Source organism: Streptomyces sp. NBC_00104 (assembly GCF_045160825.1).
Classification (GTDB): domain Bacteria; phylum Actinomycetota; class Actinomycetes; order Streptomycetales; family Streptomycetaceae; genus Streptomyces.
The window spans coordinates 9,139,285-9,152,405 of sequence record NZ_CP108215.1 but is presented as its reverse complement, the minus strand read 5'-3'; the positions used below and the strand labels follow the sequence as shown (position 1 = coordinate 9,152,405).

Here is a 13,121-nt window from a genome sequence, read left to right as displayed (position 1 = left end):
CGTGCCGCCCGGCGGGTCACCGAGCCGCCGGGAAGGAGACGCCGTCCTGCCGTGACTCGGAGCGTGAGCGTCACAGGCCGGGAGCACCCCGGAGCGGGAACCAGCGCGTCAGGTTTCCTGATCGACCTCCCGATCGGGCACGCCGGCCTGGCCTCGGGCTGTCTCCTTGGTGCCGAACTCGCGGGCGGTGGAGCCGCGGTGGCCCCGGCGCTCGTACCGCGCGGCAAGCCCGGACGACCGGGCCGGACGTGCGCTGAGGCGTCCCGTCACGCGCCGGGAAAGCTCGCGCCGTACACGGCCCGCCTCGTGGCACCGTCACCGGCCCCTGGCGCTCGCCGCACCGGTCGACCACGCCCTGGCGCACCGTGACGATGGGACGCCAGGACCTGGTCGTCACCGCCTTGATCCCGCTCGCGCGGCGGAAGTCACCGCGCCGCGACGGGATTTCGTCAGTCATCGCCGACGTGCGCGACGGAGACGGCCAACACCCGCGATCCCGGCGGCGGTTCCGCCCGGCGAGCTCCACGGCGGACAGCGGCGGAACGCCGTCGCGCCGGATCGACGCCGGCGTCGATCCGGCCGCACACGTCGGCCACCACAGGTTCGGCCATCTACTATGGCCGTGCGTATTCGCCTGCGCGTCCGATGGTGAAAGGGAGTCAGGACCATGCGACGGCTGGGTGACCTGGAAGCGGAGATCATGGACCGCCTCTGGACGTGGAACCGTCCCGCGACGGTGCGCGAGGTCGTCGACGACATCAACGAGACCCGGCCCGTGGCCTACACCACGGTGATGACCGTCACCAACATCCTTTACACCAAGGGCTGGTTACTGCGGGGCAAGCAGGGCCGCGCCTGGCTGTACGCCCCCGTGCGCAGCCGTGAGGCGTACGCCGCCGCGCTCATGGAGGACGGTCTGGGTGAGAGCAGAGACCGCCCGGCGGCGCTGGTCCACTTCGTCGAGAACATGAACGAGGCGGAGCAGGCCGCGCTCCGCGAGGCCCTGCGAGCCGTGGATCACCGGGCGAAGACGTGAACGCGGCACCTCTCCTGGTCGGTTACACGGCGACGGTGGGTTTCGTCGCCCCTCGCCTGCTGCTGCGAGCCGGCTGGCCGCACCGGGCCCCCGCCCTGGCGGTGGCGGTCTGGCACGCCCTGACGGTCTCTTTCGCGCTCGGGGTCGCGCTGAGCGCGTACAACCTGGTCATGCCCACCGAGCACGCACACGAGGGACTGCTGGGACTGCTGCATTCCTGCGGACTCGACATCGGCTCGGGCGGTGCCGACCCCGAAGCCGCGGGCCGACTCGCCGCCTCCCTGCCTGTGGCACTCGGGACCGCCCTTGCGGCGAGCTTCGCCTTCCACCTCGCGCGAGCCCGCAGAGCGCGGACACGGCATCGGGAGGCTGTGGATCTGGTGGGCCGCCGCTCGCCCGGCCTGGGTGCCACCGTCCTGCCGTACGACGTCCCCGCCGCCTACTGCCTGCCCGGCCGCCGCCCCAGGATCGTGGTCAGTGACGCGGCCGTACGAGAACTGACACCGGAACAGCTCGCGGCCGTCCTGGAGCACGAGCGTGCCCACATCGCGGGCCGCCATCACCTGGCGCTCGCCGCCGCGGAGGCGTTCCACTCGGTCTTCCGGCGGCTCCCCCTGGCCCGCCACGCCCGCGAGCAGACGGCACTCCTGCTGGAGATGGTCGCCGACGACCGCGCTCTGCGCACCCACTCCGGCGGAGCGCTGGCGACCGCGATGTACGAGATGGCGGCGGCCCGGACCCCGAAAAGTGCCTTCGCAGCGGCCGGCCAGACCGTTCTGATCCGGCTGCGGCGGGTCCTCGGGCCGCGCGAGGCCCCGCACCCTGCCTTCCGGGCCTCCATGGCCGCTGCGGCTGCGGCCGTCCCACTGTTGCCGCTGCTCGTCGCCTGCCCGCTCGGCATCGGCTGAAGCCCGCGTGGGGCTGCTGTGGCTCCAGATCGCTTGCGATCCGAACTACTAATCTACTAAGTTCTCACAGGCTTGCTCCGGACGAGGCTCACGAGTCACCTGTCCCACGGACAGCACCGGCTCCTCAGCCCTTGCCCCGTCCGCCGCCCACAGAGGAGTCGCCCGCGCATGGGAACGCACCGTCGGCCGAAGCCGCCCAGCCGCGCCCGGATCGCCACCCTCGGTATGGCCGCCGGTGCTGTCAGCCTCCTGCCCACGCAGAGCCAGGCGGCCCCCACCACGGTGGACGAGGTGCGCAAGCAGGTCGAGAAGCTCTACGAGGAGGCCGAGGCTCCCACCGAGGAGTACAACGCCATCCGCGAGAAGCAGAGGAAACTGCAGCGCGAGGTGGACGGTACGCAGGACCGGCTGGCCCGCAAGCAGCAGGAGATCAACGAACTGCGGGACAAGATGGGCCCGTTGGCGGCCGAGCAGTACCGCAACGGCGCCATCGACCCGAGCCTGCAGCTCTTCCTTTCCGGTGACCCCGAGGACTACCTCGACCGGGCGCAGATGCTCGACCGTACGAACGGACGGCAGGCCGAGTCCCTGCGGTCGATGCAGGCCAAGCAGCGGGAACTCACCCAGGAACGCGAGGCCGCCCAGCAGCGCCTGAAGGATCTGGAGGAGACGCGCGCCAAGGCGGGCGAGAAGAAGGACGAGGTCCAGGGCAAGCTCGCCGAGGCGCGCGAACTGCTCAACAGCCTGACGGCCGCCCAGCGCGCCAAGATGGAGGCCGACCAGGAACGCGAGGACACCTCCGCGGGTGTCAGCGACTCCCCCACCACGTACAACGGTCCGGCCAGTGGCCGGGCCAAGGCCGCGCTCGACTTCGCGTACGCGCAGCTCGGCAAGCCCTACGAATGGGGCTCCACCGGGCCCGACTCCTTCGACTGCTCCGGGCTCACGGGCGCGTCCTGGCGGGCGGCAGGCGTCTCGCTGCCCCGTACGGTCAAGCAGCAGTACGACGCCGGCCGCAAGGTGGCCAGGGCGGACCTGCAGCCCGGTGACATCATCTACTGGTACAACGACAACCAGCACAACGGCCTGTACGTCGGCAACGGCAAGGCCATCCACGCGCCACGCACCGGCAAGAACATCGAGATCGTCCCCCTGGACTCCATGCCGTACTTCGCCGCGTCCCGGCCCTGAGCGCACCCGACGGCCCTGCCGTCGCGCAGCCGTATCAGCGGCTCACGCCTCCGCCCCGGGCAAGGATCGTCCGCCCGCGGTCACGTGGTCATCATCAGAAGCATCGTCGCCATCGACCCGCCCATGCCGACGTGCCCGGCCAGACGAGCGTTCGGCACGGAGATCACTGCTGTTCCACGGGACACCCGGCGGTGGCGTGCCCTGCGAACGGCCATCGCGGTCGGTGATGATCCGCCCGAGTCGCGCAGGCGGGCACGCACGGCCAGAGCCATGAAGAGCAGGAAGTAGGCGGCCAGCGCCCAGAAGGCCGCGCGCCACAGGAACGCCGAGCCCGAGGAGGCGGCGGCTTCGGTCACCCCATGGGCACTCATGGCCCCCGCCCCCTCCATCCCCTCCATGGCTCCCTGCCCGTGCCCGTGCCCTGAGGAGCCGGCCAAGGCGAGCACGGGCCCCGATGCGGCGCCGGGCATGGCCAGGGTCATCAGCACCATGGCGGCACTGCCGATCACGAGGTGGGCGCCGTGCCGCAGCTGCCGTACACCTCCGCCCCGGATGGCATGTCGTACGGACAGGGCCACGCCCCCGAGACAGAGCAGTGCGAACACCGCCGCCCACCACATGCCGTACATGCCGTAGAGGACCGCCGTCGCGGGCGCCGCCATCACGGCCATTCCCGCGCCCATGACGGCCTCGGCCCCAGCCTCGTACCGGGCCCACCCGCTGACCAGCGCCATCCGGACGAGGTTCCCGACGGCCACGCCCGCTCCCAGCACCACCAGCGTCCAGCCAAGAAGGTGTCCTGTCACGTCGCCCCCTTCACGGGACCCGGAGATTCCGGCTCACCGATCATCGACCACTACTACGTACCTGCTTAGTACGTAGCGGTCGCCGATTCGACTCAGAGCCCAGGGCGTCACCGAACGGACCAGCGGTCCTGACCGGCCCTGCCCGTTCCGCGTCTCCCCCGCAGGCGCTGCCGCCGCGCACGTCTCCCTCGACACCCCGGACGCCGTGGCCCGGCTACGGGAAGGCGCTACGGGAGGCCGGGGCGGGAGCAGGTGGCGGCATGGGCCCATAGGATCCGGGGTGGCCATTTACTACAGGCGTTCGGATGCCGACAGGACCGTTCGGGCATGATGAGGAGGTGCCAGCGGCACCTTTTCCAGAGGGAGCGGAAATGTCGGAGAGTCCAGCACAGGGGCGCAAAGGCCGCCCGATGGCGCCCCAGTTGCGGCTGGATGAGCTGCTGGAGGGCCTGCAGGCACAGGTGGAGCAGGTCCGCGCGGCCCGGGACCGGGTGCACACGCTGCTGGACGCGGTCCTCGCCATCGGCACCGATCTGGATCTCGACGTCGTGCTGCGGCGGATCACCGAGTCCGCGGTCACCCTGGTGGACGCCCGGTACGGGGCCCTGGGCGTGGTGGGCGAGGAAGGGAAGATCCGGCAGTTCATCACGGTCGGCATGGACGAGGACACCATCCGCACCATCGGTCACTATCCCGATGGCCAGGGCATTCTGGGGCTGCTGATCAAGGAGCCGGAGCCGCTGCGGCTGGCCGACCTGGGCCGGCATCCCGACTCGGTGGGCTTCCCCGAGGGCCATCCGCCGATGACGACGTTCCTGGGCGCGCCGGTGCGGGTGCGCGACCAGGTCTTCGGAAATCTGTACCTGACCGACAAGCGCGGCGGGGCGGAGTTCGACGACGATGACGAGGCGGTACTGCGCACCCTCGCGGCCGCGGCGGGCGTCGCGATCGACAACGCCCGGCTGTACGAGGACACACGCCGCAGGGAGCGGTGGCTCTCGGCGAGCAGCGAACTGACCCGCAGCCTGTTGTCCGGTACCGACCCGGACCGGGTGCTGTACAAGGTCGCCGCGACGGTCAGGGAGCTGTCCGGCGCCGATCTGGTGACGCTGGCGGTGCCGTTCGACGGCGGCGACGAGCTGGTGATCGAGGCGGCCGACGGCGAGGGCGCCGAGCAGGTGCAGGGGCTGGTGCTGGCTGCCAACACACTGGCCGCGAAGGTCTACCACTCCAACGAGCGGATCACCAGCGGTGCGCTGTCCGACGAGCCGCAGGCGGGAGGCGGCTCCGCGGCGCAGATCGACCTGGGGCCGGGGTTCCTGCTCCCGCTGGGAGGTCGCGAGGACGTCCGCGGGGTCCTGCAGGTCGCCAACCGGGTCGGCGGGGCCGATTTCTCGGACGCCACCATGAGCATGATCAGCGGTTTCGCGGACCAGGCCGCACTCGCGCTGGAGATCGCCGAGCACCGACGCGAGGCCGAACACCTGGTGGTGCTGAGCGACCGCGACCGCATCGCCCGCGACCTGCACGACCTGGCCATCCAGCGGCTGTTCGCCTCCGGACTGACCCTCAACTCGGTACTCGGCCGCGTCTCCGACCGGCCCCAGGTGGCCGAGCGTGTGCAGCGTGTCGTCGACGACCTCGACGACACCATCAAGACGGTACGGGGCACGATCTACGCGCTGCACGAGCGCGACCGCACCGACAGCCGAGGCGGGCTGCGCGCGAAGCTTCTGGCCGAGACCGACCAGGCCGCCGCCGTGCTGGGCTTCGCTCCCGCCCTGCGCATGACCGGACTGCTCGACACCGACGTACCCGCCGGCCATGCCGAGCACCTCCTCGCCGTGCTGCGGGAGACACTCTCCAACGCGGCCCGGCACGCGCACGCCACCGCTGTCGAGGTCACCGCCGAGACGGACGGCAGCCGGCTGCGGCTGCGCGTCGCCGACAACGGAACCGGCATCGACCCGGCCGTCACCCGGCGCAGCGGCCTGGACAACCTCCGCCGGCGCGCCACCGACCTCGGCGGCAGCTTCACCCTCACCCCGAACCAGCCCACCGGCGCCCTCGTGGATTGGACGGTGCCGCTGCCCGCACAGGCACAGGCCTGACGTTCCTGGGACACGGGTGCCCCTGCCCCGAACCTGCCGGCGGGTCGGTGGACCCGCCGCTCAGGACCCCGTGCGTTCCCAGCCGCGACGCGGGGCACGAGCGCCGAGCCGGGTGTCGCGGCTGCGGTAGACGATGTACGGGCGGGTCAGATAGCCCAGCGGCGCGGTGAGCATGTGGACCAGCCGGGTGAAGGGCCAGAACGCGAACAGCAGCAGGGCGCTGAGCGCGTGGAGCCGGAACAGCAACGGCGCCTCGCTCATCAGGGCGGGGTCCGGCTGGAAGAAGAAGATGGAGCGGAACCAGGGGGAGATCGTCTCCCGGTAGTTGTAGCCGCCGCCCACGATGTTCGCGGCCACCGTGGCGGCCAGGCCCAGGGCGATGGTCACCGTCAGGGAGACGTACATGGCCTTGTCGTTGCGGGTGGTGGCCGAGAACACGGGCCCGACGGTACGGCGCCGGTAGACCAGGATGGCCAGTCCGCCCACGGTGGCGACGCCCGCGATCGTCCCGAGGACGACGGCCGAGACGTGGTAGGTGTCCTCGCTGATACCGACCGCTTCGGTCCAGCTCTCCGGGATGACCAGGCCGCCGATGTGGCCGAGGAGCACGACCAGGATCCCGAAGTGGAACAGCGGGCTGCCGATGCGCAGCAGCCGCCTCTCGTACAGCTGGGAGGAGCGGGTGGTCCAGCCGAACTTGTCGTAGCGGTAGCGCCAGACGTGGCCGAGGACGAACACCGCGAGGACGACGTACGGCAGCACGACCCACAGCAGGATGCCACCGGTGCCTGCCTCCGCCGCCAGGGTGAGGGGCTGCGCGGGCGCGGTCATCGGGGACCTCCTACGACGGGATCGGGCAGGAACACCGGGGACGCGTACGGGTCGAGGCCGACCTGCTCCTCGGGTGGCCCCTGGGCGGCGAGGCGCAGGACGGCGTCGCGGTCGTCGCCGGCGAGGGCGGGCAGGGTGGCGGAGACGGAGTCCAGGACGTGGGACCAGGGCGAGTCGTCGTCGTTCAGGGCCAGGCGCAGCAGTTCCAGGCCGGCGCGGTGTTCGGTGAGCAGGCGTACTCCGGTGGCCGGGTCGGTGGCGGCGAATTCGAGGACGACGGCGAGGTGGTCGGGCAGTTCGTCGTCGCCCAGGCGCCAGCCGGCCGCCGCGTAGGTCTGCTTCAACCGCAGCAGGCCGACGCCGCGCTTCCTGGTGTCGCCGTACGCGTAGTAGGTCAGGTACGGGCAGCAGCGTTTGCGGTGGTCGAAGGTGGCCACGTAGGCGGCGGCCAGGTCGGCCGGGGCGCTCCGCTCGGCATGGGCGGTGAAACGGAGCAGGGGGCGGGCGACGGAGTCGGGAAGGACGCCGGCGACCCGGCCGGCCAGGGCCAGGCTCTGCGAGAACCGCTCGTCGGGGTAGGCGAGCAGCAAGGACTGTGCCTGCCAGGCGAGGGGATGCCAGGACTCGGTCCGGGCGGGGCGCGTGCTCTTCCACTTCATGGCTTTCACGGCTTCGGCTCGGCCTCCCCGTCCCGGTCTGCGCCGGCACCGGTTCCGCTGCCGGGTGGGTTGTCGGGGAACAGGCCGGGTGGTGAGCCCTTGCCGTCCCAGTTGAGAAGGTTGACCCGGGTGGCCTTGTCTCCCGGCGTGGCGGGGGTGTCGGAGGTCTGGCGGTCGCGCAGGGCGTGGAAGTTCTCCACGGCGATCGGGGCGGCGCCGCCGGAGGTCTCACCGAAGGGGCCCGAGCCGCCCATGCCGGGGCCGCCCTCGTAGTCCAGGCTGCACTCGGTGGCCAACTCCTCCAGCTTGTGGGCCTGTTCGGCGTGGGCGGGCGGGATGACGTAGCGCTCGTCGTACTTGGCCAGGGCCAGCAGCCGGTACATGTCGTAGATCTGCTCGCCGCTCATGCCGACGGACTCGGGGATGGCGTCGTCCGGCTCGCGGCCGAGGTTGATGTCGCGCATGTACGAGCGCATGGCTCCCAGGCGGCGCAACACCGCGTCCACCGGCTGCGGATCGCCCGCGGTGAACAGCTGGGCGAGGTAGTCGACGGGGATACGCAGGGACTCGACGGCGGCGAACAGGTTGTGATGGTCCTCGGCGTCCCGGCCGGTGTCGCGGACCGCGTCGACCACCGGGGACAGCGGCGGGATGTACCAGACCATGGGCATCGTCCGGTATTCCGGGTGCAGCGGCAGCGCCACCTTGAAGGTGTTGATCAGAGAATGGACCGGGGAGCGCTGGGCGGCCTCGACCCAGTCCCGCGGGATGCCCGCCTTCTCCGCCTCGGCGATCACCCGGGGGTCGTGCGGGTCCAGGAAGACCTGCCGCTGGGCCTCGTACAGACCCTTCTCGTCGGGCGTGGACGCGGCTTCCAGGACACGGTCGGCGTCGTAGAGGACGAGGCCGATGTAGCGCAGCCGGCCGACACACGTCTCGGAGCACACTGTGGGCAGTCCGACCTCCACCCGCGGGAAGCAGAAGGTGCACTTCTCGGCCTTGCCGGTGCGGTGGTTGAAGTACACCTTCTTGTACGGGCAGCCCGTGACGCACATCCGCCAGCCCCGGCAGCGGTCCTGGTCGACCAGGACGATGCCGTCCTCCTCCCGCTTGTAGATCGCGCCGGAGGGGCAGGAGGCCGCGCAGGACGGGTTGAGGCAGTGCTCGCAGATCCGGGGCAGGTAGAACATGAACGTCTGCTCGAACTCGAACTTGATCTTCTCCGAGACCTCGTTCAGCAGCACGTCCTTCTCGCTGGTCGCGGCCGAGCCGCCGAGGTCGTCGTCCCAGTTCGCCGACCAGCCGATTTTCATGTCCTTGCCCGTGATGAGGGACTTGGGGCGGGCGACCGGGGTGTGGTCCTGCAGCGGGGCGTTGGTCAGCGTCTCGTAGTCGTACGTCCAGGGCTCGTAGTAGTCGTCGAGGGACGGCAGCACGGGGTTGGAGAAGATCTGGATCAGCTTCTTGAACCTGCCGCCCGCCTTCAGCGCGAGGCGGCCCTTCTTGTTCAGCTCCCAGCCGCCCTTCCAGGTGTCCTGGTCCTCGTAGCGGCGGGGGTAGCCCTGGCCGGGGCGGGTCTCGACGTTGTTGAACCACACGTACTCGACGCCGGTGCGGTTGGTCCACGCCTGTTTGCAGGTGACCGAGCAGGTGTGGCAGCCGATGCACTTGTCGAGGTTCATCACCATCGCCATCTGGGCCATCACCCGTCCGATGGTGGCTTCGCCATGGGGCATCAGTACGTCACCTCCTGGTCGGCGCGGCGGCGGATGACGGTGACCTCGTCGCGCTGGTTGCCGGTCGGGCCGAGGTAGTTGAAGGCGTAGGAGAGCTGGGCGTAGCCGCCGATGAGGTGGCTGGGTTTGATCAGCAGGCGGGTCAGGGAGTTGTGGATGCCGCCGCGTCGGCCGCTCGTCTCGGTGCGGGGCACGTCGATGAGCCGGTCCTGGGCGTGGTGCATGTAGACGGTGCCCTCCGGCATGCGGTGGGAGACGACCGCGCGGGCGGCGACCACGCCGTTGCGGTTGACGGCCTCGACCCAGTCGTTGTCCCGCACTCCGACCTTGGCCGCGTCCTGCGTGCTCATCCAGATCGTCGGGCCGCCCCTGGAGAGGGAGAGCATGAACAGGTTGTCCTGGTACTCGGAGTGGATGGACCACTTGTTGTGCGGGGTCAGATAGCGCACGGTCACACCCAGCTCCCCGACGTCCCCCACGCGCGGCTCACCGAACAGGGCGTCCATGTTCAACGGGGGACGGTAGACGGGCAGTTGCTCGCCGAGCGCGGTGATCCAGTCGTGGTCGAGGTAGAAGTGCTGGCGGCCGGTGAGGGTGTGCCAGGGCTTGAGGCGCTCGACGTTGACGGTGAACGGCGAGTAGCGGCGCCCGCCGGTCTCCGAGCCGGACCACTCCGGAGAGGTGATGACCGGCACCGGGGCGGCCTGGGTGTCGGCGAAGGTGATCCGCTTGCCCTCGTGCTCGGCCGCCAGGTCGGCGAGTGGCCTGCCGGTGCGGGTTTCCAGGGTGTGGAAGCCCTGCGTGGCCAGGTGTCCGTTGGTGGTGCCGGACAGGGCCAGGATCGCCTCGCACGCCTGTGTGTCACGCGCGATCGACGGGCGCCCGTCGCCCGCTCCGCCGCGCACGACGCCGTTCTTGTGGCGCAGGTAGTCCAGTTCCTTGTCCACGTGGAAGGTGACACCCTTGGTGGTGGCGCCCAGCCTGTCCAGCAGCGGGCCGAGAGCACCCATCTTCTCGGCGACGGCGCCGTAGTCGCGTTCGACCGTCACCAGCTTCGGCATGGTGCGGCCCGGAACGGGCTCGCACTCGCCCGCCTTCCAGTCACGGACCCGGCCGTGCGGGTTGGCCATTTCGTCGGGAGTGTCGTGCAGCAGCGGTGCGGCCACGACGTCCTTGCGGACGCCGAGGTGGTCGGCGGCCTGGCGGCTGAACTCCTCGGCGAGGGTGTGGAAGGCGTCCCAGTCGGTCCGGGTCTGCCACGGCGGGGCGATCGCCGGGTTGAAGGCGTGCACGAAGGGGTGCATGTCGGTGCTCGACAGGTCGTGCTTCTCGTACCAGGTCGCGGCCGGCAGCACGACGTCGGAGAACACGGTCGTGCTGGTCATCCTGAAGTCCAGCGTCAGCAGCAGATCGAGCTTGCCCTCGGGGGCCTCCTCCCGCCACACCACATCCGTCGGACGGGCATCCGGCGGCGCCTGCGTGGCCCGGACGGAGGAGTCGGTGCCGAGCAGATGCTTGAGAAAGTACTCGTTGCCCTTCGCCGAGGACCCCAGCAGATTGGCCCGCCACACGGTCAGGACGCGGGGGAAGTTCTCCGGGGCGTCCGGGTCCTCACCCGCGAACCCCAGCCGCCCCGACTTCAGTTCCTCCACCACGTGCGCACCCACGTCGCGGCCCGCGGCCTCGGCCTCGTCGGCCAGGTCCAGCGGGTTGCGGTCGAAGGTCGGATACGACGGCATCCAGCCCATCCGCGCGGACTGCGCGATCACATCGGCGGTGGCCTTCCCCGCGAACGGGCCTCCCTGTCCCGCCGCCGCGAGGGTGTCGGCGGAGAAGGGGTCGTAGCGGAACTGATCGCTGTGCAGATACCAGTACGCGGTCTGGATCATCAGCCGGGCCGGCCGGTTCCAGTCGGCGGCCGTCGCGATCGCCGAATAGCCGGTGATCGGACGGACCTTCTCCTGACCGACGTAGTGCGCCCAGCCACCGCCGTTGACACCCTGGCAGCCGGTCAGCGTCGTCAACGTCAGGAACGCGCGGTAGATCGTGTCCGAGTGGAACCAGTGGTTGGTGCCCGCCCCCATGATGATCATCGAACGGCCGCCGGACTCCTCGGCGTTGGCCGCGAACTCGCGGGCGATACGCGCCGCCTTCCCCGCGTCCACACCGGTGATCGCCGCCTGCCAGGCCGGGGTGTACGGCTCTGCCGCGTCCTCGTACGAGGACGGCCACCGGCCGGGCAGGCCGTCACGGGCCACCCCGTACTGGGCCAGCAGCAGGTCGTACACCGTCGTCACCAGACGCCCGGCCACCCGGCGCACCGGCACCCCGCGCCGCAGCCGCCCCGCGCCGCCGTCGGGAGCGTCGAAGCGCGGCAGGTCGACGGCGACCGGCGCCTCGTCGCCGCCTTCGGCGGACAGCGCGGGCCGCATGTCGCCGAGGTCCAGGTTCCACTTGCCGACGCCGGCCTCGCCGTAGCGGTCGCCGAGCGTGCCGTTCGGCACCACCGGCTGCCCGGTCGCCGCGTCCAGGAGCACGGTCCGGAACTCCGCGTGCTCGGCCTCGGCCGCCTCGCCACCGAGATCGGCGGCGGTCAGGAACTTCCCGGGCGTGTAGGTGCCCGGCTCGCCCTCGGCCTCGTCGAGGGCGACCAGGAAGGGCAGGTCCGTGTACTTCTTGACGTAGTCGGTGAAGTACGGCGTGGCCCGGTCGACGAAGAACTCCTTGAGGACCACGTGCCCCATCGCCATCGCCAGTGCCCCGTCGGTGCCGGGCTGGGCCGCGAGCCACTCGTCGGCGAACTTCACGTTGTCGGCGTAGTCCGGGGAGACCGCGACGACCTTCTGACCCCGATAGCGGGCCTCCGCCATCCAGTGCGCGTCCGGGGTCCGCGTCACCGGCAGATTGGAGCCCCACATGATCAGATAGCCGGCGTCCCACCAGTCCCCCGACTCCGGCACATCGGTCTGGTCGCCGAACACCTGCGGCGAGGCCACCGGCAGGTCGGCGTACCAGTCGTAGAACGACAGCATCGCCCCGCCGAGCAGCGAGTAGAAGCGGGCACCGGCCGCGTGCGAGACCATCGACATCGCCGGGATCGGCGAGAACCCGGCCAGCCGGTCCGGCCCGTACTCCTTGATCGTGTGCACGTGCGCGGCGGCGACCATCTCCACCGCCTCGTCCCAACTCGCGCGCACAAGGCCGCCCTTGCCGCGCGCCCGCTTGTAGCGGCGGGCACGTTCGGGGTCGGAGACGATGTCCGCCCAGGCTGCCACCGGGTCACCCAGACGGGCCTTCGCCTCGCGGTACATCTGCAGCAGGACGCCGCGCACATAGGGGTACCGGACCCTGGTCGGGGAGTACGTGTACCAGGAGAAGGCGGCGCCGCGCGGGCAGCCGCGCGGCTCGTACTCGGGGCGGTCCGGGCCCACCGAGGGGTAGTCGGTCTGCTGGGCCTCCCAGGTGATGATGCCGTCCTTGACGTACACCTTCCACGAGCAGGAGCCGGTGCAGTTCACGCCGTGGGTGGAGCGCACCACCTTGTCGTGCGACCAGCGGTCGCGGTAGAAGTCGTCCGCCTGCCGGCCGCCCTCGCGGTGCAGGGTGCGCAGGTCGTCGGAGACCTCCGCCTTGGTGAAGAAGCGGCGGCTGCGCACCAGCGCCTCCGCCAACTCGCCGTCCAGGCCCGTCCGCGTCCGTTGCCGGCTGGTCTCCGTGCTCACCGTGCACCCCGCTCCGGGCGCCGTTGCCCGTTCGAATTGTGATCGGTTCTGGCCGCACACGACTTTACGACCGCTGTCCCCCGGAGGGTCAACAGCCACACCACAACCCGTACATGGCCCG

9 protein-coding genes are annotated in these 13,121 nt (G+C 70.8%); 4 read left to right on the top strand and 5 right to left on the bottom strand.

Annotation, left to right across the window (positions count from 1 at the left end):
• Nucleotides 1-667: 667 nt before the first annotated feature.
• The 3 genes from OG272_RS40020 (at nt 668) to OG272_RS40010 (ending at nt 3,135) form a co-directional block, all read left to right on the top strand.
• Nucleotides 668-1,036 carry a BlaI/MecI/CopY family transcriptional regulator gene (locus tag OG272_RS40020; RefSeq protein WP_326574869.1) on the top strand — a complete coding sequence of 123 codons (369 nt, stop codon included), beginning with the start codon at nt 668-670 and terminating at the stop codon, nt 1,034-1,036.
• Nucleotides 1,033-1,944 carry a M56 family metallopeptidase gene (locus OG272_RS40015; RefSeq protein ID WP_327726998.1) on the top strand — a complete coding sequence of 304 codons (912 nt, stop codon included), beginning with the start codon at nt 1,033-1,035 and terminating at the stop codon, nt 1,942-1,944. Before OG272_RS40020 ends, OG272_RS40015 begins: the two co-directional genes overlap by 4 nt.
• Nucleotides 1,945-2,112: 168 nt before the next feature.
• Nucleotides 2,113-3,135, top strand: coding sequence for an NlpC/P60 family protein (locus tag OG272_RS40010; protein WP_405895676.1), 1,023 nt, complete (start codon nt 2,113-2,115; stop codon nt 3,133-3,135).
• Between the two features lie 80 nt (nt 3,136-3,215).
• On the opposite strand, the gene OG272_RS40005 is transcribed toward OG272_RS40010, so the two are convergent.
• Nucleotides 3,216-3,941, bottom strand: coding sequence for a DUF5134 domain-containing protein (locus tag OG272_RS40005; RefSeq protein ID WP_327727000.1), 726 nt, complete (start codon nt 3,939-3,941; stop codon nt 3,216-3,218).
• Nucleotides 3,942-4,312: 371 nt separating this feature from the next.
• Here OG272_RS40005 and OG272_RS40000 point away from each other — a divergent pair, with 371 nt between their 5' ends.
• Nucleotides 4,313-6,052 carry a GAF domain-containing protein gene (locus OG272_RS40000; protein WP_405895675.1) on the top strand — a complete coding sequence of 580 codons (1,740 nt, stop codon included), beginning with the start codon at nt 4,313-4,315 and terminating at the stop codon, nt 6,050-6,052.
• A 60-nt stretch (nt 6,053-6,112) separates the two neighbouring features.
• Here the strand turns inward: OG272_RS40000 and narI are convergent, their stop codons facing one another.
• The 4 genes from narI to OG272_RS39980 are packed head-to-tail and all read right to left on the bottom strand — an operon-like array spanning nt 6,113 to nt 13,000.
• Nucleotides 6,113-6,883, bottom strand: coding sequence for a respiratory nitrate reductase subunit gamma (gene narI, locus OG272_RS39995; RefSeq protein ID WP_328224337.1), 771 nt, complete (start codon nt 6,881-6,883; stop codon nt 6,113-6,115).
• Nucleotides 6,880-7,542 carry a nitrate reductase molybdenum cofactor assembly chaperone gene (gene narJ / locus OG272_RS39990; RefSeq protein WP_328224335.1) on the bottom strand — a complete coding sequence of 221 codons (663 nt, stop codon included), beginning with the start codon at nt 7,540-7,542 and terminating at the stop codon, nt 6,880-6,882. Before narJ ends, narI begins: the two co-directional genes overlap by 4 nt.
• Nucleotides 7,543-7,547: 5 nt before the next feature.
• A complete protein-coding gene (narH, locus tag OG272_RS39985) occupies nt 7,548-9,278 on the bottom strand; it encodes a nitrate reductase subunit beta (RefSeq protein ID WP_328224334.1) in 1,731 nt (576 codons plus the stop codon).
• Nucleotides 9,278-13,000: a nitrate reductase subunit alpha gene (locus OG272_RS39980; RefSeq protein WP_405895674.1), complete on the bottom strand. Its 3,723-nt coding sequence runs from the start codon at nt 12,998-13,000 to the stop codon at nt 9,278-9,280. The genes narH and OG272_RS39980 overlap by 1 nt, the downstream gene beginning before the upstream one ends.
• Nucleotides 13,001-13,121: the final 121 nt, after the last annotated feature.